General features: G+C 39.5%; 25 protein-coding genes. 20 read left to right on the plus strand and 5 right to left on the minus strand.

What is annotated here, in order from left to right:
* The first annotated feature begins 14 nt into the window (after window positions 1-14).
* Window positions 15-839 carry a sulfurtransferase gene (locus IE222_RS08985; protein WP_191271907.1) on the plus strand — a complete coding sequence of 275 codons (825 nt, stop codon included), beginning with the start codon at window positions 15-17 and terminating at the stop codon, window positions 837-839.
* A gap of 161 nt (window positions 840-1,000) precedes the next feature.
* Window positions 1,001-1,894 (plus strand): 5'-3' exonuclease, encoded by an 894-nt coding sequence (locus IE222_RS08990; protein WP_191271908.1) that lies wholly within the window; start codon window positions 1,001-1,003, stop codon window positions 1,892-1,894.
* Between the two features lie 57 nt (window positions 1,895-1,951).
* Here the strand turns inward: IE222_RS08990 and sspL are convergent, their stop codons facing one another.
* Complete coding sequence (gene sspL, locus IE222_RS08995) at window positions 1,952-2,089, minus strand: small, acid-soluble spore protein L (protein ID WP_191271910.1); 138 nt, start codon at window positions 2,087-2,089, stop codon at window positions 1,952-1,954.
* Window positions 2,090-2,173: 84 nt separating this feature from the next.
* Here sspL and IE222_RS09000 point away from each other — a divergent pair, with 84 nt between their 5' ends.
* Window positions 2,174-2,665 carry a divergent PAP2 family protein gene (locus IE222_RS09000; protein WP_191271912.1) on the plus strand — a complete coding sequence of 164 codons (492 nt, stop codon included), beginning with the start codon at window positions 2,174-2,176 and terminating at the stop codon, window positions 2,663-2,665.
* A 39-nt stretch (window positions 2,666-2,704) separates the two neighbouring features.
* Complete coding sequence (locus IE222_RS09005) at window positions 2,705-2,974, plus strand: DUF6123 family protein (protein WP_191271914.1); 270 nt, start codon at window positions 2,705-2,707, stop codon at window positions 2,972-2,974.
* Between the two features lie 42 nt (window positions 2,975-3,016).
* On the opposite strand, the gene IE222_RS09010 is transcribed toward IE222_RS09005, so the two are convergent.
* The gene (locus IE222_RS09010; RefSeq protein WP_191271916.1) at window positions 3,017-3,937 is read right to left on the minus strand and encodes a DMT family transporter; all 921 of its coding nucleotides are present in this window, start codon (window positions 3,935-3,937) and stop codon (window positions 3,017-3,019) included.
* 190 nt (window positions 3,938-4,127) lie between these two features.
* On the opposite strand from IE222_RS09010, the gene IE222_RS09015 reads away from it, so the two are divergent.
* Both IE222_RS09015 and IE222_RS09020 read left to right on the plus strand, forming a co-directional pair.
* The gene (locus tag IE222_RS09015; protein ID WP_191271918.1) at window positions 4,128-4,784 is read left to right on the plus strand and encodes a reverse transcriptase-like protein; all 657 of its coding nucleotides are present in this window, start codon (window positions 4,128-4,130) and stop codon (window positions 4,782-4,784) included.
* 45 nt (window positions 4,785-4,829) lie between these two features.
* Window positions 4,830-4,991 (plus strand): zinc-finger domain-containing protein, encoded by a 162-nt coding sequence (locus IE222_RS09020; RefSeq protein ID WP_308435596.1) that lies wholly within the window; start codon window positions 4,830-4,832, stop codon window positions 4,989-4,991.
* A 61-nt stretch (window positions 4,992-5,052) separates the two neighbouring features.
* Here the strand turns inward: IE222_RS09020 and cspD are convergent, their stop codons facing one another.
* Complete coding sequence (cspD, locus tag IE222_RS09025) at window positions 5,053-5,253, minus strand: cold-shock protein CspD (RefSeq protein WP_191271922.1); 201 nt, start codon at window positions 5,251-5,253, stop codon at window positions 5,053-5,055.
* Window positions 5,254-5,526: 273 nt separating this feature from the next.
* On the opposite strand from cspD, the gene IE222_RS09030 reads away from it, so the two are divergent.
* The 3 genes from IE222_RS09030 to mntR all read left to right on the plus strand — a co-directional run bounded on the left by IE222_RS09030 (window position 5,527) and on the right by mntR (window position 8,645).
* The gene (locus tag IE222_RS09030; RefSeq protein ID WP_191271924.1) at window positions 5,527-5,796 is read left to right on the plus strand and encodes a hypothetical protein; all 270 of its coding nucleotides are present in this window, start codon (window positions 5,527-5,529) and stop codon (window positions 5,794-5,796) included.
* Window positions 5,797-5,958: 162 nt separating this feature from the next.
* A complete protein-coding gene (locus IE222_RS09035; RefSeq protein ID WP_191271926.1) occupies window positions 5,959-8,127 on the plus strand; it encodes a DNA topoisomerase III in 2,169 nt (722 codons plus the stop codon).
* A gap of 95 nt (window positions 8,128-8,222) precedes the next feature.
* Complete coding sequence (gene mntR, locus IE222_RS09040) at window positions 8,223-8,645, plus strand: transcriptional regulator MntR (protein ID WP_191271928.1); 423 nt, start codon at window positions 8,223-8,225, stop codon at window positions 8,643-8,645.
* A 34-nt stretch (window positions 8,646-8,679) separates the two neighbouring features.
* Here the strand turns inward: mntR and IE222_RS09045 are convergent, their stop codons facing one another.
* Complete coding sequence (locus tag IE222_RS09045; protein WP_191271930.1) at window positions 8,680-8,892, minus strand: DUF3892 domain-containing protein; 213 nt, start codon at window positions 8,890-8,892, stop codon at window positions 8,680-8,682.
* Window positions 8,893-8,983: 91 nt separating this feature from the next.
* Between IE222_RS09045 and IE222_RS09050 the strand changes: the two genes are divergently transcribed.
* Window positions 8,984-9,181, plus strand: a complete 198-nt coding sequence (locus IE222_RS09050; protein ID WP_191271932.1) for a hypothetical protein — start codon at window positions 8,984-8,986, stop codon at window positions 9,179-9,181.
* A 37-nt stretch (window positions 9,182-9,218) separates the two neighbouring features.
* On the opposite strand, the gene metA is transcribed toward IE222_RS09050, so the two are convergent.
* Window positions 9,219-10,127 carry a homoserine O-acetyltransferase MetA gene (metA, locus tag IE222_RS09055; RefSeq protein ID WP_191271934.1) on the minus strand — a complete coding sequence of 303 codons (909 nt, stop codon included), beginning with the start codon at window positions 10,125-10,127 and terminating at the stop codon, window positions 9,219-9,221.
* A 199-nt stretch (window positions 10,128-10,326) separates the two neighbouring features.
* On the opposite strand from metA, the gene IE222_RS09060 reads away from it, so the two are divergent.
* The 10 genes from IE222_RS09060 (at window position 10,327) to IE222_RS09105 (ending at window position 20,345) form a co-directional block, all read left to right on the plus strand.
* On the plus strand, window positions 10,327-12,009 hold the full coding sequence (locus IE222_RS09060) for a formate--tetrahydrofolate ligase (RefSeq protein ID WP_370465030.1): 1,683 nt from the start codon (window positions 10,327-10,329) through the stop codon (window positions 12,007-12,009).
* A 79-nt stretch (window positions 12,010-12,088) separates the two neighbouring features.
* A complete protein-coding gene (locus IE222_RS09065; protein WP_223282632.1) occupies window positions 12,089-12,625 on the plus strand; it encodes a hypothetical protein in 537 nt (178 codons plus the stop codon).
* A gap of 149 nt (window positions 12,626-12,774) precedes the next feature.
* Window positions 12,775-13,623, plus strand: a complete 849-nt coding sequence (locus IE222_RS09070; protein WP_191271939.1) for a DegV family protein — start codon at window positions 12,775-12,777, stop codon at window positions 13,621-13,623.
* 228 nt (window positions 13,624-13,851) lie between these two features.
* Window positions 13,852-14,505 (plus strand): HD domain-containing protein, encoded by a 654-nt coding sequence (locus IE222_RS09075; protein ID WP_370465024.1) that lies wholly within the window; start codon window positions 13,852-13,854, stop codon window positions 14,503-14,505.
* Window positions 14,502-16,391 (plus strand): ABC-F family ATP-binding cassette domain-containing protein, encoded by a 1,890-nt coding sequence (locus tag IE222_RS09080; protein ID WP_191272178.1) that lies wholly within the window; start codon window positions 14,502-14,504, stop codon window positions 16,389-16,391. Before IE222_RS09075 ends, IE222_RS09080 begins: the two co-directional genes overlap by 4 nt.
* A 109-nt stretch (window positions 16,392-16,500) precedes the next feature.
* A complete protein-coding gene (locus tag IE222_RS09085; protein WP_191271943.1) occupies window positions 16,501-17,637 on the plus strand; it encodes a conserved virulence factor C family protein in 1,137 nt (378 codons plus the stop codon).
* A 30-nt stretch (window positions 17,638-17,667) separates the two neighbouring features.
* A complete protein-coding gene (locus IE222_RS09090; protein WP_191271944.1) occupies window positions 17,668-18,102 on the plus strand; it encodes a BrxA/BrxB family bacilliredoxin in 435 nt (144 codons plus the stop codon).
* A gap of 123 nt (window positions 18,103-18,225) precedes the next feature.
* The gene (locus tag IE222_RS09095; protein ID WP_191271947.1) at window positions 18,226-18,819 is read left to right on the plus strand and encodes a YpjP family protein; all 594 of its coding nucleotides are present in this window, start codon (window positions 18,226-18,228) and stop codon (window positions 18,817-18,819) included.
* A 97-nt stretch (window positions 18,820-18,916) separates the two neighbouring features.
* Window positions 18,917-19,498 carry a TerD family protein gene (locus IE222_RS09100; protein ID WP_191271950.1) on the plus strand — a complete coding sequence of 194 codons (582 nt, stop codon included), beginning with the start codon at window positions 18,917-18,919 and terminating at the stop codon, window positions 19,496-19,498.
* 82 nt (window positions 19,499-19,580) lie between these two features.
* Window positions 19,581-20,345 (plus strand): TerC family protein, encoded by a 765-nt coding sequence (locus tag IE222_RS09105; RefSeq protein ID WP_191271952.1) that lies wholly within the window; start codon window positions 19,581-19,583, stop codon window positions 20,343-20,345.
* The last annotated feature ends 61 nt before the right edge of the window (window positions 20,346-20,406 follow it).

Here is a 20,406-nt window from a genome sequence, read left to right on the forward strand (position 1 = left end):
GAGGGGGAACTAGTTTGAAAAATATCGTTGATAAGGAATGGCTGCTAAACCAAATTCACAACAGCAAAATTAGAATCGTTGATTGCCGTTTTTCATTGGCAGAAAAGGAAAAGGGACGTCAGGAATATGAGGAATCCCATATACCTGGAGCTGTCTTCCTTGATATTGAGAAGGATTTGTCTAGTGCTGTTGGCATGCATGGAGGCCGTCACCCTATGCCGAATCTGGAAGTTCTGATTTCCAAGCTTGAAAAGGCGGGCATCAACGAAAATGTTTCGGTCGTAGCCTATGACAACGGTGAAGGAGCATTTGCAGGCCGCTTTTGGTGGCTGCTTCAATATTTGGGTCATGATGATGTGTTTGTACTTAATGGGGGCTTTAAGCAATGGAAGGAAGCGAATTATCCTGTTACTTCCGCTGAACCAACATTTGAGAAGGTAGAATTCCACGGCTGTGCCCGTGAAGAACTGTTGGCAGATGTAGAAGAGGTAAGAGCAGTTTCTACAGGTAAAACTGATGCTGTATTAATCGATTCTCGGGAAGCAAAGCGTTATTTAGGGATAGAAGAACCTATCGATAAAAAGGCAGGTCATATTCCAGGTGCCATTAATAAGCCATTTTTGGAGTGCTTCAGCGCGGGTCAGTTTAAATCTGTTGAGGAGCAAAAAGAACGTTTTGCGGATATCGACCCTGAGAAACAAATCATTGTTTACTGCGGATCCGGTATAACCGCTACACCAAACTACATGGCTTTAAAAGAGGCAGGATTTGAAAAAGTAAAGCTGTATTTAGGAAGCTTTAGCGATTGGATCAGTTATGAGGAAAATAAAATCGACTAAGCTTTAAGACTGATTTTATGTTATAATGGAAGACGTGTTGTTTTAACTGTCAAGTACAAGCGCCCAATTGGTGATTTAAGCTAAGCGGGCGCTTGTGCTTTTATTGTCTAACTCAAGCGCCTGAGCAAGGCGCTTACGCTTTTCTAATAGGAGGTTGTATAATGATGGATCAAAAGCCTTCATTCATGCTTGTTGATGGAATGGCACTGCTCTTCCGTGCGTTTTACGCAACGGCTGTTTCTGGGCAGTATATGATTAACTCAAAAGGAATTCCGACAAATGGAATTCATGGATTTATAAAGCATATGTTTACCGCTGTTTCAACTTTTAAACCGACGCATTTGGCGGTGTGCTGGGACATGGGCAGCAAAACGTTTCGAACGGAGCTGTTCTCAGCGTATAAAGGAAACCGTGGCGAAGCACCGATTGAATTAATCCCGCAATTTGACTTAGTCAAAGAGGTAGTGGATTCCTTTGATATTCCTAACATCGGGTTAGCGGGGTTTGAAGCCGATGATTGCATCGGCACGATTGCGAACCAGGTTAAAGATTTTGCCCATGTGTCGATCTTGACAGGTGATCAGGATATTCTTCAGCTGCTGGATGAACAAATATCAGTTATTTTATTAAAAAAAGGGTATGGAAATTATCTTGTTCATACACCGGAAACCTTTTTTGAAGAAAAAGGGATTACTCCAAGGCAAATGATTGATTTAAAAGCACTAATGGGCGACCCAAGTGATAATTATCCCGGCGTAAAAGGGATCGGTGAGAAAACAGCACTCAAGCTGTTAAAGGAATTCAATCATGTCGAGGGTATTGTTTCTAATCTTGACCTGCTTTCTAAATCATACCGTTCAAAAATCGAGCAGGATTTAGACATGCTGCACTTATCAAGAAAATTAGCGGAGATTAAATGTGATGTACCTATAAGCTGCGCCATTGAATCGGCAGGTCTCAAGATTGAAAGAGACAAAGCACTAAATAAATTAATGGAACTGGAAATTCGCGGTCTCCAACGATTGCTGCCAATCGACGAAGCGATCATTTTATAAGCTCAAGGTGTCAGGCACCATGTGAATTTTTCACATGGTGCCTGACACCTATGTAAGTTAAATTTTGGTGTTTGATTTTTTGGCGCGATTTTCTAATTTGCTTTTTGGCTCCTCTGCAAATTCTGCATCCTGGCCATAGCCTTGTGGATTCACCCCTGGTGCTTTCACACCGCGATTTTTACTCTTTTTACCCATAGATGTTCACCTCCCGATTTTTAGTATTTCCGTTTCGCATAATAAAACACCGCTTTCTAAACAATAAAGAAAGAGGTGATTGAAATGAACAGAGGAGTCTATTTATCTCTTCTAAGCATAGCTCTTGCTCAAGGAGTTAAAATTCCGCTTCATTATTTAAAGACCAAGGAGTGGCGTCCGGATTTATTTTTCAGTACCGGCGGCATGCCAAGCTCTCATTCAGCCGGTGTTTCTACTCTTACAACGTACATTGCTTTGAAACGTGGAATGCCGACATTTGACTTTGCACTGTCGCTTATTTACGGCCTGATTGTCATGTACGATGCACAAGGGGTAAGACGGCAGACAGGTGAATTAACTTTGAAAGTAAATTCGCTAAATGAATTAATCGAAAAAATTCATAAAGAGGAAAGTGTTGAATTTAAACAAGATCCTCCTAAAAAGCTAAAAGAAATGCTGGGTCATCAGCCAGAAGAAGTATTAGGCGGAGCGCTGCTAGGTGCATTAATTGGGGTTGTCGGGCATAAATATACAAAAAAGGATAGAAAATTGGCGAAATTTAAGTTAAGATTTTAGAGGGACTTCCAAGATTTTTAGGAGAGGGATGTAAGTTACGTGCGGACAGTGGAGGAATACTTGCATTACTTGGATGGAAAGGGTTTCCAGTTTCAAGAAGATGCGATTGGCTTTATATACTTCGGGAAACACTACACAAATGCTTCAGATGAATTGATAAATACTGCAATCGAATTAACATTAAAAGCTCAAAAAAGCTTCGACGGAAGTTTTTATGTATCCCTATTGGAAACATTCATGACAAACCAGGTAATCACTAGAAAAGATGCGCTAAAGTTTATTCAGGAAACAGAATTATTAGCCATTTAAGTAAGAAACTCCCTTTTAAACAAGAAAAAAGGGAGTTTTATTTTATCCTTCTAAACCTTTACTTTTTCGCAGCATCGGTATTTTTTTGACAGGCAGTTCTGCAAAAATCATTCCCATGAAGATTAAGCTGCAGCCTAATAGCGCGCTATATGTAAGGCGTTCACCAACCCAATAATAACCTGCAATCGCGGCGAACACCGGCTCCATTGCGAAAATTAACGCCACCCTAGTAGCTGATGTGTATTTTTGAAAATTAGTTTGAATGAAAAAGGCTATAGCTGTTGCAAAAATACTTGTAATCATTAAAGCAATGATGACATCCTGAGATAATAAAACATCTTCCCGAAATGATTGTTTCCAGTCTTCAAAAATGAAGGAGGAAACCATCGAAAGAATTGCAACGGTCGAAATTTGAATGACTGTTAGCAGCAATGTTGGATATTGATGCGAGAATTTTCCCGTTAAGATAATATGAAGGGCAAAGCTAATAGCACAAATAAACACAAACCCGTCACCAATATTCATTGCTGTTACATCCGTCATTGTTAACAGAAATAAACCGAATGTTGCAATTAACACACCAAGTACTGCATTCCTGGTTGGAAATTGTTTTAAAATAAACATAGAAAATAAAGGCACTAAAACAACGCTTAACCCCGTAATAAAGCCTGCTTTAGAGGTAGTGGTATATAATAGCCCGATTGTTTGTGTTACATAACCAAGAAATAGCCAAAAACCAATAAAAAACCCTGAGGCAGCTACTTTAAAATTTAATTGTTTTAATTGACTTTTTTCAAAAATTAATAAGCATAAAAAAAGCAATATTGCAGCAAGTAAGAAACGAATGCCGTTAAACGCAAACGGTTCTAGAAAATCGATGGCGTTCTGGACAAGGACAAAGGTCATCCCCCAAATAAATGTTACAAACAGTAAACTTATATCAGCAATAATAGGTTTTTTCATATTCAAAATTGCCTCCAAATAATTAATTTCCTCTTTATTTGCAATATGGAAAGTGTAACATAATTATGACAGGAGTGGAGGTAATATTTTTCTCTTGTATAAGTGGGTATGATAAGAAAGAATATGATTAAAAAGTGTTCGTATATATAGTAAGGCAGTTGTAAAAATCATGAATGAAAGGCTGACAAAAATGAGATTCAGGATCGAGTGGAAGCATAAATTAAAAAATAACGAAAAGGTCCCATGCAATTCGGATTGGATATCAGGTGAAACTGCCATTCAAATGGGGGAAGAATTGGAAACCAGCGGCAAAGTAAGTGATATGTATTTTTATGATGAAAATGGGACATCTTGGATTTTAAAGGAAATGAAAAAGCTGTTAACTGAAATTGAAGATGACCCACATGACGTAACTGTTTATTTTGATGGCGGCTTTCAAAAGGAAACATATCAGGCTGGCTTAGGCGCTGTCATTTTCTTTAAACAAGGCAAAAAGAAGTATCGTATCCGTGCAAATGATCTTTTTAATGAAATGGAGTCTAACAACGAAGCGGAATATGCCGCATTTTATTATTCCTTAAATATCTTAGAGGACTTAGGTGTTAAGCACATCCCCTGTGAATTTAAAGGGGATGCGCAAGGGCTATTAAAACAGCTTGAAGGGGAATGGCCCTGCTATGAAGAAGTATTGAACCGCTGGTTGGATCGAATTGAAGAAAAAATAAAGACTCTCGATCTTAAACCAACTTTCACGGTGATTTCAAGAAAAGAAAACAAGGAAGCAGATAGACTGGCTACGCAAGCGTTGGAAGGAAAAGAAATCTTCTCCAAAATGTTAATTTTATGAGGGGCGGGGTGTGGGAAATTAGTGAAGCAATCAGTCAGGAAAGAAGTGTTTTATCAGGTGGAGAGCTTGATAGGAGAGTATTGTGAAGGCTGTTTTGTACACCAGCAGTTAAAAAAAGAAGGAGGCAAAAGGCGGGCACATCGTTTTTGCATCACACAATGTACAATCGGCGAAAAGCTCAGGGAATACGGAAAAAAACTTATATAAGAAATACAATAAAAAGGCTGACAAAGTTTGTCAGCCTTTAATTTGTCAATTTATTATTGGATTATATCTTAGTTACGTTAGCAGCTTGAGGTCCACGGTTTCCTTCTACGATTTCGAAAGAAACTTCTTGACCTTCTTCTAATGATTTGTAGCCGTCACCTTGGATAGCACTGAAGTGTACGAATACATCGTCGCCGCCTTCAACTTCGATAAAACCAAAGCCTTTTTCATTGTTGAACCATTTTACTTTACCGTTTTGCATGTACTTCTTCCTCCTAAGCCTTTGAGGCACCACCTTTTTAGTGCCGAAGATAAATATTACCATGTAGCCAATTTCAAAGGATGTTCTATGTAAGTTGTCTACATGATGCTTTAAATATACAATAACGAAATTGGACAGTCAAGAAAGGGCAGAAGGTTTTTAATCAAATCATGAAATTTTCAAAAGTTTTTTTATTAATAGGGCTGATAACATAAAAATACATGTGTCAATCATATGTTAAATTAACGAATATTGTATAATGGGGTGAGGATATTGTATCGTTTTTCAATAAAAGAAGATGAATGGATCTTGCGATTCTCCCCAAAGGTTTCATTTGAAGCAGATGAAAGGCAGGCTGTCTTATTGTCGTTACTGCATATTGGGGAAAAGCTATCGAAATATTCCCATGGAGATGCTTTCCTAATGTTTACGAAAAAAATCGGGGCGATTGTTTTTGATGTAGAGACTATCCCATCATTTATCTTAACTGTATCAAGTATTATTCCAGATGAACACTGGTATTTTCAAGAGTTAGCCAACTAATAATTTAATGAGATTTTGGCGAAAGGGTGATTCAAATGATCACTCTTTTAATTTTTTTCGGCTTGTAAATTACTTCCGTAACAATATTTACAATCTTTCTTGCGCTATAATCGGATATAATTGATATAGTCTATTTTCTTTTAGAAAAAAGGGGCAAAATGTATGAAAATAATTATTGCTGAAAAACCAGATCAGGGATCAACCTTGGCGTCAATATTTAAACATAAAAAACAAAATGGCTACATTGAAATTTTTCCAAATGAGATATTTCCGGCAGGTGCCTATGTAACATGGGCCATCGGTCATATATGTCAATTAGTCCAACCGGAAAAATACGAACCATCATGGAAGAAATGGTCATTAGACGCTTTGCCAATCATTCCGGATCATTTTGCATATGAGGTAACAAAAGACAAGGCGAAACAATATACAGTCATAAAAAAACTAGTTTCCGACACTCGTGTGACGGAAATTATTCATGCGGGCGATGCTGGGCGTGAAGGAGAATTAATCATCCGCAATATTTTACGGTTAACAAAATGCCGAAAGCCAATGAAAAGATTATGGATTTCGTCATTAACGCCAAACGCTATTCGAGAGGGTTTTAATAAATTATTAGATGAACAGGATACCCGAAATCTGTATTTTGAAGCATATACCCGTGCCTGCGCGGACTGGGTTGTAGGGATGAATGCTTCAAGGCTTTATAGCTTGCTTTTACAGAAATCAGGTTTTTCTGACGTTTTTTCTGTTGGCAGAGTGCAGACCCCGACACTTGCGCTCATTGTCAAAAGGGAATTAGAAATTGAAAATTTTAAATCCGAGCCGTTTTGGGAAGTTCAAGCACATTTCTTGTTCAATGAGAAAAAATATATTGGGAAATGGCAAAATGATGGAGAAACCCGGGTGAAAACGAAGGAACTTGCGGACAAGGTAGCTGCCTTCTGCCGTAATAAGCCTGCTGAAGTTAGTGATGTTATTTCCGAGCGCAAGGAATTCATGCCGCCGTTGTTATATAATCTTTCGGCTCTTCAAGCGGAGGCAAATAAACGGTTTAAATTTCCTCCGAAAAAAACACTCGATGTCTTGCAGCAGCTATATCAAAAGGGGAATGTCTCATACCCAAGGTCGGATTCACGTTATGTAACGAAAGAGGAAGCAGCCGGCTTTCCAGATATCCTTACTAAATTGAGTCACATAAATGATTATCAGCCTTTATTTCCTTTACCAAACGCCTCGATTACTGAAAACAAACGCTATGTAAACGAAAAAAAGGTTACTGACCACTATGCCATTATCCCTACAGAGCAAATCCCGAAAATTGAGAAATTAAATCAAGATGAGCAAAAGATCTATGACCTAATTGTCAGGAGCCTGATTGCCGCTCATTATAATAAAGCGATAGCTGAATATACAACTATAACGACTCTGGTTGACGGCAGAGCGCAATTTATTTCTAAAGGGAAGGTACAAATCGAAGAGGGCTGGAGGAAGGTTCTTCACCAAAAGGAACAAGATGAGGACCCGGCTCTGCCATTGCTTACAAAGGGTGAACAAGGACAGACTATTAAGGTTGAGGTAAAAGAGAGCCAGACACAGCCGCCTAAGCGTTATACAGAAGGACAGCTGATTACATTAATGAAAACTGCCGGAAAGCATATTGATGATAAGGAACTAGAACGAATTTTATCGAAGACGGAAGGCCTTGGCACCGAAGCGACCAGGGCAGGAATCATTACAATGCTAAAGGACCGGGCTTATATCGAAGTAAAAAAGAATTTAGTCTATGCAACAGCAAAAGCAAAAATATTAATTGGAGCGATTGGCCGCGAAATTTTGGCTTCACCAGAAATGACAGCAAAATGGGAGGAAAAGCTGAAAGAAATTTCAGATGGCGCTGCTTCGCCAAAACTGTTTATGGAACAAACGAAGAAAATGGTCCATCATTTAATTGTCACTACGGTTGAACAGGCGGAAAGCTGGACGTTCCCAAAAGAGGTAAGTGAAAACTTTACTCCTGGTAAGCAGCGTACAAAGAAGAAATCCTATACGAAACTTGGGCCGTGTAAAAAGTGTGACGGCTCCATTGTGGACAAAGGCAGTTTTTATGGCTGCAGCAATTATAATAAAAATCATTGTGATTTTACCATCTCCAAAAAGATCCTTGGCAAAACAATCACGCAAAAGAACATCAAACTTCTGCTTACAGAAGGGAAAACTGAAGTGATTGAAGGGTTTACAAACAAGGAAAGAAGTTTTGATGCAAGGCTGCATTTAGATGGAAATGAAAATAAATTAAAGTTTTTGTTTGAAAATACGCAAGTAAAATAGGGCTTAACGGGAGGTGAAGTTGTAATCTACAGCCTTGTCACCCTTTTATATCTATAGTAAACTTTTAATGATGAATAGTAATGGAGGGCTTCGGGATGCCAACACCAAGTATGGAAGATTATATTGAACAAATTTATATATTGATTGAAGAAAAAGGATATGCTCGCGTTTCTGACATCGCGGAAGCTTTATCTGTTCATCCCTCCTCAGTAACAAAAATGGTGCAAAAGCTCGATAAAGACGAATATCTTGTCTATGAAAAATATAGAGGACTTATTTTAACCGCTAAGGGAAAAAAGATTGGAAAACGCCTAGTGTTCCGACATGATTTACTTGAACAATTCCTGAAAATCATTGGAGTGAAGGATGAGAACATTTATAATGATGTCGAAGGAATTGAGCATCATTTAAGCTGGGATGCTATTGACCGAATCGGTGATCTTGTGCAATATTTTGAAGAAGAAGAAAGCCGTATTGAGGTATTAAAAGAGATCCAGAGACAAAATGAAAATGAGTAAGAGAAAAGCACCTGGCAGAACGCTAGGTGCTTTTCTAAAATAGATTTGGGAAATCATCAAAGTTCTGAGTATTCTCAGGTTTCAAATACATATTCCCTTCCAAATCAACATCAGTTTGAACACCAGAAATTAATCCATTCTCAGCATCCATTAATGCTTTTTGGTAGGAGATGACTCTGCCTTCCGACGTCACAAAACTAATAATCTGCCCAAAGTGATTCCTGTGCAGTCCTGTAATTGTCTCCATTTTATCTTCCTCCTAATCGTTATCTTTTCATACTTTTATGATTTCTAATCAAGGGAATTACCGATTATTAGTGAAACAGTAAGGGATTGCTGTGAATTCTAATCAATTTGAGGTAATAGGGCGGCAAATTTTAGCTGGAAAGAAGAATCGGAAAAACAGTGGGACGAATGGGTTGAAAGCTGGTGTTCAAGCAGTAAAGACTTGTGGGAACAGGGGGCCTGAAAGAGATTATTCGTTTTACACTGAACTATACTCCAGTAGAAAGCAGCAATTATTAAAGCCTAAATAACAGAGAGAAGCATCGGAAGACCCTTCCGATGCTTTTCTTATTTCCAAAAGAATGGAGTTTCTTGGTATACATAGTAATTAAGCCAATTCGAAAAGAATAAGTGGCCATGAGAGCGCCAGCGATTTATAGGCGGCTGTGTTGGGTCGTTATTAGGAAAGTAGTTTTCCGGTACGTGAATTTGCAGACCCTTATTAATATCTCTTTCATATTCCTGTGCAAGCGTATCAGATTCATACTCTAAATGTCCGGTAATCATTACACGCTTACGATCCTTGGAAGCAATCAAAAGTGCACCAGCTTCATCCGATGCAGCCAATAATGTTAAGGCAGGATTATTTTTGATGGCATCAATAGAAACATCTGTATAGCGGGAATGCGGTGCATAGAACTGGTCATCGAATCCCCTCAGCAAAGTATCATTTTGTTCAAAAATTTGATGGGCATAAATTCCTGAACATTTTTGTGTCAGCTCAAATTTATCAATTCCATAATGATAGAAAAGGGCAGCTTGTGCTCCCCAGCATATATGTAACGTTGATGTTACATTCGTTTTGGTCCACTCCATAATTTCTTCCAGCTCTGCCCAATATTTAACTTGATCAAAATCTAATAACTCAACTGGAGCACCGGTAATAATCATGCCATCATATTTTTGATGTTTGATTTCAGCGAAAGTAGTATAAAATTGTTCAAGATGCTGCTTGCTCGTATGTGTGGATTCATAGGTGCTGGTTTTTAAGAAATTAACATTCACCTGTAATGGCGAGTTCCCCAGTAATCTTAACAACTGTGTTTCTGCCTTTTCTTTTTCAGGCATTAAATTCAAGATTAAGATATTTAATGGTCTTATATCTTGGCTGGTAGCTCGTTCATCATCCATGATAAAGATATTCTCCTGCTCTAACGTTGCCCGTGCCGGTAATAACTTTGGAATGTTAATAGGCAATGGCCTTCCCCCCTTAATTGCAAATATCATTCACTAGTGAACGAATAGTAGAAAAAATGTAATATTATCATTATAAACATAATTGTGAATTCGGAAAAGATAATAATTTGTTCACAATTATAACTCGGAATGTAAGCGCTTATTTGGTACAATAATATAGTAGTTTATAATATAGAAAGAGTGGGGGATTTAAGTGGCAATGAAGACAACCGTAAAATCAGACATTGAAATTGCACAAGCTTCAAAGATGAAACCAATTGTTGAAATCGCCAAAAAAATCGAGCTTGAGGAGGAAGACTTAGAGCTTTTTGGAAAATATAAAGCCAAAATCTCTAGTAAGACATTAGCTAAACTAAAAACAAAAGATAGTGGAAAAATCATTTTAGTTACGGCGATTAATCCAACTCCGGCCGGTGAAGGCAAATCAACTGTTACCGTCGGGCTAGCGGATGCTTTTAACCGGATTGGGAAAAAAGCGATGCTTGCCATTAGGGAACCATCTTTAGGACCAACAATGGGAATAAAGGGCGGAGCGACTGGCGGCGGTTATGCACAGGTTCTGCCTATGGAAGACATCAATCTGCATTTTACCGGCGACCTTCATGCTATTACTACGGCAAATAATGCCCTTGCTGCTTTAATTGATAATCACCTTCAGCAAGGAAATGAATTGAACATAGATCCTCGCAGAATTGTTTGGAAACGGGCTGTCGATTTGAATGACCGTGCCTTAAGAAAAGTAGTCATTGGTCTTGGCGGACCACTGCAGGGCGTACCGCGGGAAGACGGCTTTGATATAACGGTTGCCTCAGAAATAATGGCTGTTCTATGCCTGGCAACCGATTTAACCGATTTAAAGCAGCGCTTATCGCGTATTGTAGTGGCCTATAATTATAATAAGGAGCCGGTTACAGTTAGCAGCTTAGGGGTTGAAGGTGCACTGGCATTATTATTAAAAGATGCTGTTAAACCGAATCTTGTACAGACAATCGAACATACACCTGCATTGATTCATGGCGGACCGTTTGCCAATATCGCCCACGGATGCAATAGTGCAATCGCGACCCTAACTGCTTCTAAATTAGCAGATTACGTGGTTACTGAGGCCGGCTTTGGAGCGGACTTAGGGGCAGAAAAGTTTTTACATATTAAATCCAGAAGTGCTGGAATAAGACCTGAAGCCGTTGTTATTGTAGCAACTATACGTGCTTTAAAAATGCATGGAGGTGTGCCTAAAACGGAATTGGTGAATGAAAATATTCCTGCACTAACATTAGGGTTTGCCAATCTGCAAAAACACATAGAAACCATCAGAAGCTTTGGGCTGCCTGTTGTTGTAGCGATTAATAAATTCATTACAGACACTGATCTTGAAGTCGAAACATTATTAGACTGGTGCAAGCGGGAAGCCGTTGAAGTTGCCTTAACAGAGGTTTGGGAAAAAGGCGGTGAAGGCGGAGTCGAATTAGCCGAGAAGCTATTATCCGTTATTGAAAAAGAGGAAAATAAATTTGAACCATTATATGATCTCTCTGACTCAATCGAAAATAAAGTAAAAACGATTGTTCAAAAGGTTTATGGCGGTAAGGATGTTGAGTTTTCTTCTAAAGCCAGAAAACAACTGCAGGATTTTGAAAAATTCGGCTGGTCCAATTTACCGGTTTGTATGGCCAAATCTCAATATTCCTTGTCAGATGATCCTTCCAAGCTTGGCAGACCAACTGACTTTACCGTCACCATTAGAGAATTCAAACCATCTATTGGTGCAGGCTTTATCGTTGCCTTAACAGGTGAAATCATGACGATGCCAGGCCTTCCGAAAAAACCAGCAGCATTAAATATGGATGTCGATGAAAATGGCAATGCCGCTGGGCTTTTCTAACATAATGATATAATAAGAAAATCGGCCAAACGCCGATTTTCTTTTGATTTTTTACATAACGAAGGAGTCGAAGTTTATTATGTTTGATCCTGCTGCCTTTGACAATATGAAGGTGGTGATTGAAGGTGCCCTTTACGACAAGGATTTGGATGGAGAAATTGCCATCACTGACCGTAATGACATTTTCAACATCGCCAAAATGTCCCGTATGTTCAATATTTATTTTTCATTTCCTGAAATAGCTGAAGGCATACTTTCTGCAAAAATTGAATTGGAAGCAAGGTTTGATAATCTAGCAGCCGAGCTTCTTTCCGGCAGCGTTTCAGAAAAATTAGCAGGGTGCTATGTTACTCTTCAATTTTTTATCGAACATGAGGATGAAATTAACCAATATCAGGCTGTTCAGAAGATTTTTTCAGGAGTTTGGGGTGAATTAAGAAAGATCACACAAACTATCGAATATAATCCGTTAGCTAAACCTCAAAAAGTAAAAAATGTCGTGACAATTGATTTTGAGCGATTAATTCGAGAGGAACAAATGGACGATTTGGTTGAGATGACAGAATTTATGTTAACCACTTTAATTGATCTCAAAACCTATTTTAGCAATGGATAGTGAAGCACTTTTCCCCAAGAGTGGTTTCAATGGTAACCGGTATTTATACCGGTTTTATTTTAAATTTAAATATTTACAATATGAAAATTAAAGGTTACGATGGTTGTAACTAGATATTATGACCTATTACTAAAAAGGGGAGATGGCCATTGTTCAAAACGGCTTGGGTTACAGATAGCACTGCCTATTTGGATGAAGAATTGAAAAGCCACCCAGACCTCTACACGATTCCTTTAACTATCTTATTGGATGACGAAGAGTATACGGACGGGGTAGACTTAACCCCTTCGCAGTTATTTGCCAGACTAAAAACCTTAAAGAATCCGCCAAAGACATCGCAGCCTGCAGTTGGTGCGTTTCAAACATTATATGAACAATTGGAAAAGGACTATGATCGGATTGTCACGGTCCTTCTTTCAGGAAAATTAAGCGGTACCGTCTCCTCCAGTGAACAGGCAGCCAAGCTGGTAAATATACCCGTTACTACGTTTGATTCGCACATCTTGACGTACCCGATGTCAGCACTGCTGAAAAAAGGGATGGAGTTGGAAGCTGCAGGAGAGAGTATTGACTCTGTGATCGAGAAGCTTGAACAAATCAAGAAAACTGGTGAGACGTATGTCCTAATAGGCAGTTTAGAACAGCTTCACCGCGGAGGAAGAATGACTGGTTTGCAGTTTTTTCTTGGCAGTATGTTAAATGTAAAACCCATCATTGCCATTAATGAGGGAGCTTTGGTTGTTAAAGAAAAGGTAAGAAGCGAGAAAAAAGCGAAAGAAAAAATTCTAAATTACTTCCGCTCAAGCTTTGAAAAAAATAACATAAAGGAAGTTTATATCCTATATGGCTTACATGAAGAGCACGCTGAAGGCTGGCGGCGTGAGCTTGAGACACAGTTTCCTGAATTAAAAATAATTTGCTGCCCGCTTGGAGCCGTGATCGGTGTTCATGCCGGAGAAAATACCTTAGGCATCAGCTGGTTTAATGGAATGAGCTGATGAAACTAGCCCCGAAGTTTTTCGGGGTTATTTTTTATTGTTTTTTCTGTCTAGCTCAGCGCCCAGCGACTAGTGTCCTTCGTTCTTCTCCCTACGATAAGTCAACATCGAATCGCTACGCTCATCGTGTTTCCTTTATCTCAGTCGAAACCCTCCAGGACATACGTCGCTAAACGGGCGATTCCGCTTTTCTTATGATAAAATAGCAAAGATGAAAGCAGGTGCACAATGATGAAAGATAATATTATTCAACAAACGGAAGACTATGTCCGTCAGCAGTTAGGTGAGGATGCCACCGGACATGACTGGTTTCATGTCGACCGGGTTAGGAGAAGTGCACTTCATATATGCAATGTGGAACAATCTGGAGACCCATTTATTATTGAATTGGCAGCACTATTGCACGATATACCTGATGAAAAATTGAATGAAAATGCCGAAAGCGGTCAGCAAAAGCTTGAAAGCTTTTTACAGTCAATCCCTATTTCAAACAAAGCGAAAGAGCATGTTCAGCAAATTATTGATACTATTTCCTATAAAGGCGGTAATGGCTGTGAACTAGCATCGGTTGAAGCGGAAATTGTTCAAGATGCCGACCGCTTGGACGCAATCGGGGCCATCGGTATTGCCAGGGCCTTTGCCTATGGCGGTAAAAAGGGCCAGCCAATATATAACCCAACAATTCAGGTTAGGGAAGAAATGAGCTTAGAAGAATATCGTAAAGGAAAATCGACGGGTATACATCATTTTTATGAAAAACTGCTTAAACTAAAAGACTTGTTAAATACCGAAACTGCAAGAAAAATGGCCGAAAGCCGGCAAAACATGATGGAAACCTTTTTAGAACAATTTTTTCAAGAATGGAATGGGAAGACAATATGAAAATGCTCACAGCCGAAAATGTAACGAAAACATATGGAGAGAAGCAGCTTTTTCAAGAAATCACGTTTACGATTGCTGAAAAGGAACGTGTTGGCTTGATTGGTGTCAATGGTACGGGTAAGTCATCTTTATTAAAAATCGTTGCCGGAATGGACCAGCCTGATGCTGGTAAAATTGTTACCGGGAAAGATTATTCCATTGCTTATCTGTCGCAGCAGCTGGAATTTGATGCAGACCGTTCAGTTCTAGAACAAGTCTTTTACGGCGATGCCCCTATCGTAAAGCTGATGCGTGAATATGAAAGGGTACTGTTAAGTCTAGCCAGTTCGCCAAATGATGCTAAAATTCAAGATGAACTTTTTAGATTACAAAGACAAATGGATACCCTTAATGCCTGGGATGCCAGTACAAATGCAAAATCAATATTAACGAAATTAGGAATTGTGGAATTCGAGCAGCGGTTAGGTGCCCTTTCCGGCGGACAGAAAAAGCGCGTAGCATTGGCGCAAGTCCTGATTGCTGAGCCAGATCTTCTCATATTAGATGAGCCGACAAACCATCTCGATTTCGAAACTGTCAAATGGCTCGAGGATTATTTAAGCCGATATAAAGGCTCCATCCTGCTTGTTACCCATGATCGTTATTTCTTGGACCGCGTGACAAATCGCATTTTTGAACTCGATCGCGGTCAGCTATACAGTTATAAAGGAAATTATGCTGCCTTCTTAGAAGCCAAGGCGGTTCGCGAAGAAAACGAGGCAGCGACGTATGAGAAGCAAAAAAACCTTTTCAGACGAGAATTAGAGTGGATCCGCCGCGGTGCAAAGGCGAGAACAACGAAGCAGAAAGCTCGGATTCAGCGCTTTGATGAACTCGATGACAAACTCGCCAGCGGTAAACCAGGTTCTGAAAAGCTTGATATTGCGTTGTCCGGCAGCCGCTTGGGGAAACAGGTCTTTGAATTAAAGGATGCAACGAAACAATATGGGGACAAGACGATACTGCACCAATTTGACCTGCTTATAAAGCCAGGCGACCGGATTGGCATAATAGGGAAAAATGGTACTGGAAAGTCTACCTTATTAAATATTCTCGCTAAACGGATCCCGCTTGATGAAGGCGAATATAATATGGGGCAGACCGTGAAAATCGCTTATTATACCCAAGAAGGCGAAGATATGGATGAGAATAAGCGAATGATTGAGTATATCAAAGAAACAGCGCAAATAGTAGAAACGTCAGATGGCAAGACGATTTCTGCTGCCCAGATGCTGGAACGCTTCTTATTCCCGCCATTTACACATGGCACGCCAATCAGGAAGCTTTCAGGCGGTGAAAAACGCCGGTTATATTTGTTGAAAATATTAATGACGGCTCCGAACGTATTATTATTGGACGAACCAACAAATGACCTGGACACACAGACATTGACCGTTCTTGAGGATTATCTTGAGGAGTTTTCCGGAGTGGTCATCACTGTTTCCCATGACCGCTATTTCCTCGATAAAGTCGCCGACCAACTATTAGTTCTTCAAGGTGAAGGACGAATTGAATCGTTCTATGGAAATTATAGTGAATATCTTGAAAAAGAATCGGCTGTTGAGGCTATTAAGCCAGTTGCCGCTGCTGTACCTGCTGCTAAAGCTCCAGAAAAGGAAAAGAAGAAGAAAATGACCTATAAGGAGAAAAAAGAGTGGGAGGAAATTGATGAGGTCATAGCTGCAACGGAGGAGAAGCTAGAAGAGGTAACAGCCGCAATGGCGGAAACTGGCAGCGATTTTACAAAATTACAGGATTTCATGAAGCAGGAAACTGAACTAAGTGAAAAACTAGAACAGTTAATTGAACGCTGGACTTATTTAGCAGAGCTCGCTGAAAATGAATAACATTTTATGCTTGCTGACGTGCTTTTAGGTCTAATATGCATTATACATGAATGAACCATCTCTAGTATGTTAAACTTGTTTAAGAATACATTAGAATAAGGTGATTGTGGTGAAAATAAAGGCTATTGAACCAACGCCAAGTCCCAATACAATGAAAATCATTTTAGATCAAGAACTGCCGATGGGAAAAAGCCATAATTATAAAAAAGAAACGGCCGATGAGGCACCGCAAACCATTCAGGCGATTCTTCAAATTGAAGGAGTTAAGGGCGTTTACCATGTGGCCGATTTCCTTGCTGTTGAGCGGAATGCCAAATATGACTGGCAGCAAATCCTCCCTAAGGTTCGTCGGGCATTTGGAGAAAAGGCAGATGAAGCCGCCAGCAATACCCAAGCGGTGAACGAACATTTTGGAGAAATAAAGGTTGAAGTTCAAATGTTCAAGGGTATCCCGCTTCAAGTCAAGCTGACGGACGGGACATCTGAAAAACGCTTTGGCATGCCGGAATACTTTTTAAAAGAGCGAGAAAAGTCCCAGCTGCCTGAAGACAATTATATTTTGCTTCGCAAATGGCAAAATCAAGGCGTGAGATACGGTGATATGGACCAAGTCGGACAGGAGGTTGTTGAAGAATTAATTGCCGCCTATCCGATGGAAAGGCTGAATGAATTAGTTAAAAAGGCGCAGAGGCCAGATTCAACAGCGGAACAAAAAACGAAACGCATTCGTAAAAAAGTAGCGATTCAAGACTTGCAAAGTCCTGATTGGCGAATCAGATATCAGCTGCTTGAGCAGATGGATGATCCAGAGATTACTGATCTCCCTGTCCTTGAAAAAGCGCTGGAGGATGAAAAGCCCTCGATTCGCAGGCTGGCGACTGTCTACCTTGGCATGATTGAGGACAAAGTGGTGCTGCCACTGCTTTACAGGGCATTAACTGATAAGACAGTCACAGTCCGCAGAACCGCAGGAGATTGCCTATCCGACTTAGGATTCACTGAAGCGATTCCTGAAATGATGAAGGCATTAAAGGATGCAAGCAAATTAGTCCGCTGGCGGGCTGCAATGTTCTTATATGAAGTTGGAGATGAGCAGGCGATGCCTGCATTAAAAGCCGCTGAAAATGATCCCGAATTTGAAGTCAGCATGCAGATTAAAATGGCTATCGAAAGAATTGAGGGCGGCAAAGAAGCAAAAGGTTCTGTCTGGAAGCAAATGACCGAAGCAAGAAAAACAGAAGAATAGTTCCCACAAAAGAAATGGAGTGTTAAAAAGATGACAAATGCATACGAAGAATATATGAAACAAATCATTTTACCAATGCGTCAGGAGTTAACTACTGCCGGGTTCGAAGAATTGACAACCCCAGAGGATGTTGAAAAATTTATCGAAAATGCCGAGGGAACAACGCTTGTAGTGGTTAACTCTGTTTGCGGCTGTGCAGCCGGATTAGCTCGTCCAGCAGCAACGCAGGCTGTATTAAACAGCGAGAAAAAGCCCAATCATCTAGTTACCGTATTTGCCGGCCAGGATAAAGAGGCAACAGCGAAGATGCGTGAGTATTTTGAAGGATATGAGCCATCTTCCCCATCCATGGCATTATTAAAAGGGAAAGAAGTTGTTCATTTTATCCCAAGACATGATATTGAAGGGATGCCGATGGAAGCAGTCATGCAGAATCTTCTTGGGGCTTTCGATGCACATTGCTAAATAATAAAGAGACGAACAATGTGTCGTCTCTTTATTATTTTTTCCATTTTTTCGAAAAAAGAGATATAATGTTTTATATGAACAGTAATCTATTATTTTATCGAGAAAATAGGTGATCCCTTTATGAATAAATGGCTTCGTAAATCACTTTTTGTAATAGTATCTATTTTAACGTTCGGCTTAATTACGCCGACGCAACTGATGAATACGGTTAATGCTGAAAATCATACCGACCGGGATGCATTTGAAGCTCCTTCAGTCGAAAATAGTTTTACTAGAAAAAGCAGCTTTAAAGAAGAATCCGAATTCAATAAAGAAGATTTCATGCAGGAACTTTTAAAACAAGCTGAATTGCAATCCTATCAAAAATTTGGAACTAGGATTAAACCGGTTATCGAAAATGAGTTTCGTGAAATCATCCTGCCAAATATTGAAGCTGCTTTAGCAGAAACTGCTGCACAATTTCCAGAAGAAGATTTGAAAAACTTAACAATAACGGAGCAGCCAGGAAAAGGGCTATCTGAAAAAATTTTTAATATAAAAAATGGCGAAACAGGGAAAGATATTCTTCGATTCCATGTGAGAAGAGAGCATCCGCCTCAAGACGGTTACTGGTTTAATTTTCACTATCATACGTATCATGATGAATATCAAACACATCATGACCTAGGCTCCATCTATTGGGCCAAAAATACTCCGCCTAAATGGATGAGTTAAATTTTTTTTGCGAAGATAGAAAAAAATTATTTTTAAATGAAACTTTTTAATGAAAAACTCGTAAATAGACTATCAACTAAATTGGAGGAATGAAAAAATGGCAGTAAGTTTATCAAAAGGACAAAAGGTTGATTTAACTAAAACAAATCCTGGATTAACAAAAGTAGTTGTCGGCTTAGGCTGGGACACAAATAAATATGACGGCGGTAACGATTTCGACTTAGATTCATCTGTTTTCTTGCTGGGTGAAAATGGTAAAGTAACAACCGAAACAGATTTTGTTTTCTACAACAATCCACAAGGTGGAAACGGCTCGGTGGTACATACTGGTGATAACCGTACAGGTGCTGGGGATGGTGATGATGAGCAAGTCAACATTAATCTAAGCACAGTTCCTGCTCACATCCAGCGTATTGCGTTTACAATTACGATTCATGATGCAGCCAGCAGGAATCAAAATTTTGGACAGGTTTCAAACTCTTATGCTCGTATTTTCAATGAGGAAACAGGGGAAGAATTGATTCGTTATGATTTAGGAGAAGATTTCTCAATTGAAACAGCTATTGTTGTTGGAGAATTGTATCGTCATAACGGAGAGTGGAAATTCAGTGCAATTGGCAGCGGCTATCAAGGCGGCTTAGCAGCACTTGCAACTGATTTTGGCTTACAGGTTGGTTAATCATTAATGAAGTAGAGGACCCGGCTGTATGCTGGGTCTTTTTGACAAAATTATTCAGTCTATCTTAGGGGGAACACAATTAATGTCCGTTTTACAAGGTATTATTGATACGTATGCTCAATTTTTTGATTGGCATATGTGGGCCGAGGTTTTAACCGATCCGGTTGCATGGGGACTCATTGGTACATTAATTATTTTAGAAGGACTTCTTTCTGCGGATAATGCGCTAGTTTTAGCTGTTATGGTAAAACACCTGCCGCCAGATAAACGTAAAAAGGCACTTTTCTATGGTCTATTAGGCGCTTATGCTTTCCGTTTTATTGCCATTGGAATCGGTGTATACTTAATTAAACTTTGGTGGGTAAAAGTATTAGGTGCTGCATACCTTGCCTGGTTAGCAATCAAATATTTTATTGATAAATATAAAGGTGGTAGCAGCGAAGAGGAAGAGTCTGAAGGAATTAACAAAAACAGTTTGTTGATTCGGCTTTTTGGAACGTTTTGGGGGACAGTTGCTTCCGTTGAATTAATGGATATTGCTTTCTCTGTTGACAGCGTACTGGCTGCGTTTGGAGTAAGTAATGAAGTCTGGGTACTGCTAATTGGCGGTATGCTTGGTGTATTAATGATGCGGGGAGTAGCTGGTTTGTTCTTAACCTTGATTGACCGCGTGCCAGAGCTTGAAACATCGGCATATGTTTTAATCATGATCATTGCTGTAAAAATGCTGCTTAGCGTTTTCCATATTGAAGTCCATCATGTTACATTCTTCTCAATCTTGCTTGTAACTTTTGGCGCAACTTTCATTGTTCATTTTATGAATAAGAAAAAAGCAGAAGGCAAATAAAAAAACATTTATATAAAAAAGGGAGCTGACGCGAGTTGTCTCCCTTATTTTTTACCTTATA

The sequence above is a fragment of the Neobacillus kokaensis genome (assembly GCF_014656545.1).
Lineage (GTDB): Bacteria > Bacillota > Bacilli > Bacillales > Cytobacillaceae > Neobacillus > Neobacillus kokaensis.

Excerpts from the sequence above, each read along its gene's own strand:
- IE222_RS08990 (WP_191271908.1), top strand. The coding sequence starts at position 1,001 with ATGATGGATCAAAAGCCTTCATTCATGCTTGTTGATGGAATGGCACTG.
- sspL (WP_191271910.1), bottom strand. The coding sequence starts at position 2,089 with ATGGGTAAAAAGAGTAAAAATCGCGGTGTGAAAGCACCAGGGGTGAAT.
- IE222_RS09000 (WP_191271912.1), top strand. The coding sequence starts at position 2,174 with ATGAACAGAGGAGTCTATTTATCTCTTCTAAGCATAGCTCTTGCTCAA.
- IE222_RS09010 (WP_191271916.1), bottom strand. The coding sequence starts at position 3,937 with ATGAAAAAACCTATTATTGCTGATATAAGTTTACTGTTTGTAACATTT.
- IE222_RS09015 (WP_191271918.1), top strand. The coding sequence starts at position 4,128 with ATGAGATTCAGGATCGAGTGGAAGCATAAATTAAAAAATAACGAAAAG.
- cspD (WP_191271922.1), bottom strand. The coding sequence starts at position 5,253 with ATGCAAAACGGTAAAGTAAAATGGTTCAACAATGAAAAAGGCTTTGGT.
- IE222_RS09035 (WP_191271926.1), top strand. The coding sequence starts at position 5,959 with ATGAAAATAATTATTGCTGAAAAACCAGATCAGGGATCAACCTTGGCG.
- mntR (WP_191271928.1), top strand. The coding sequence starts at position 8,223 with ATGCCAACACCAAGTATGGAAGATTATATTGAACAAATTTATATATTG.
- IE222_RS09045 (WP_191271930.1), bottom strand. The coding sequence starts at position 8,892 with ATGGAGACAATTACAGGACTGCACAGGAATCACTTTGGGCAGATTATT.
- IE222_RS09060 (WP_370465030.1), top strand. The coding sequence starts at position 10,327 with ATGAAGACAACCGTAAAATCAGACATTGAAATTGCACAAGCTTCAAAG.
- IE222_RS09065 (WP_223282632.1), top strand. The coding sequence starts at position 12,089 with ATGTTTGATCCTGCTGCCTTTGACAATATGAAGGTGGTGATTGAAGGT.
- IE222_RS09075 (WP_370465024.1), top strand. The coding sequence starts at position 13,852 with ATGATGAAAGATAATATTATTCAACAAACGGAAGACTATGTCCGTCAG.
- IE222_RS09080 (WP_191272178.1), top strand. The coding sequence starts at position 14,502 with ATGAAAATGCTCACAGCCGAAAATGTAACGAAAACATATGGAGAGAAG.
- IE222_RS09090 (WP_191271944.1), top strand. The coding sequence starts at position 17,668 with ATGACAAATGCATACGAAGAATATATGAAACAAATCATTTTACCAATG.
- IE222_RS09095 (WP_191271947.1), top strand. The coding sequence starts at position 18,226 with ATGAATAAATGGCTTCGTAAATCACTTTTTGTAATAGTATCTATTTTA.
- IE222_RS09100 (WP_191271950.1), top strand. The coding sequence starts at position 18,917 with ATGGCAGTAAGTTTATCAAAAGGACAAAAGGTTGATTTAACTAAAACA.
- IE222_RS09105 (WP_191271952.1), top strand. The coding sequence starts at position 19,581 with ATGTCCGTTTTACAAGGTATTATTGATACGTATGCTCAATTTTTTGAT.